The 698-nt window shown below is 47.4% G+C and carries 1 protein-coding gene; it reads left to right on the top strand.

Annotation, left to right across the window (positions count from 1 at the left end; genetic code table 11):
• The first annotated feature begins 90 nt into the window (after nucleotides 1–90).
• A complete protein-coding gene (locus tag BW716_RS35095; RefSeq protein ID WP_083730678.1) occupies nucleotides 91–657 on the top strand; it encodes a hypothetical protein in 567 nt (188 codons plus the stop codon).
• Nucleotides 658–698: the final 41 nt, after the last annotated feature.

The raw sequence follows: 698 nt of genomic DNA, 5'->3' as shown, positions 1-698 counted from the left end.
TCGAAGAAAGGTCGAAGAACATTCGAAGCGCATTCGAAGAACATTCGAAGAATGGCCTTTCATTATTGTTGAACCTCAAAAACAATTTTTATGGCAAAGACAGATAACCTCTTATTGAAGGAGTCTTCCGGATCTATTGGGAAGATTATGACGATCACACAGAAAAAATCAGGTAAGATGCTGATTGGGAAACACAGAGGGAGCAGCTCTGTGCCACCTTCGGAAAAGCAGCTGGGAGTGCAGGCAAAGTTTAAGGAAGGTATCATCTACGGTAAAGCGGTGATGGCGGATCCGGCTTTGAAAGCACTGTATGCGGCAGCGGTGAAGGGTGATCAGTCAGCGTATAATCTTGCAGTGAGGGATGCTTATAAAGCACCGGAGATCACGAAGATTAGTACGGATCTGTATACAGGTTTGATTGGGTCTACTATCACGGTACGTGCAGTAGATGATTTTAAGGTGGCAAGTGTGAGAGTGGCGATTTATTCTGCTGTGGGTGATTTGATAGAGCAGGGTGATGCGGTGTTGGAGGCGAATGGGTTGGATTGGTTGTATACGGCGACAGTGGCGAATAGTGCGATAGCAGGGTGTAGAGTGAGAGCGGTAGCGAAGGATCTGCCGGCGAATGAGACGGTGTATGATGTGACGGTGGAGTAAATAGGAAAGGCGTCTCGCTGGTGCGAGACGCCTTCCTTATT

It is taken from the genome of [Flexibacter] sp. ATCC 35208, from assembly GCF_001975825.1.
Lineage (GTDB): Bacteria > Bacteroidota > Bacteroidia > Chitinophagales > Chitinophagaceae > Chitinophaga.
Note: the sequence above shows the minus strand (reverse complement) of the source record. Positions and strands in the feature narration are given on the sequence as shown.

Excerpts from the sequence above, each read along its gene's own strand:
- BW716_RS35095 (WP_083730678.1), top strand. The coding sequence starts at position 91 with ATGGCAAAGACAGATAACCTCTTATTGAAGGAGTCTTCCGGATCTATT.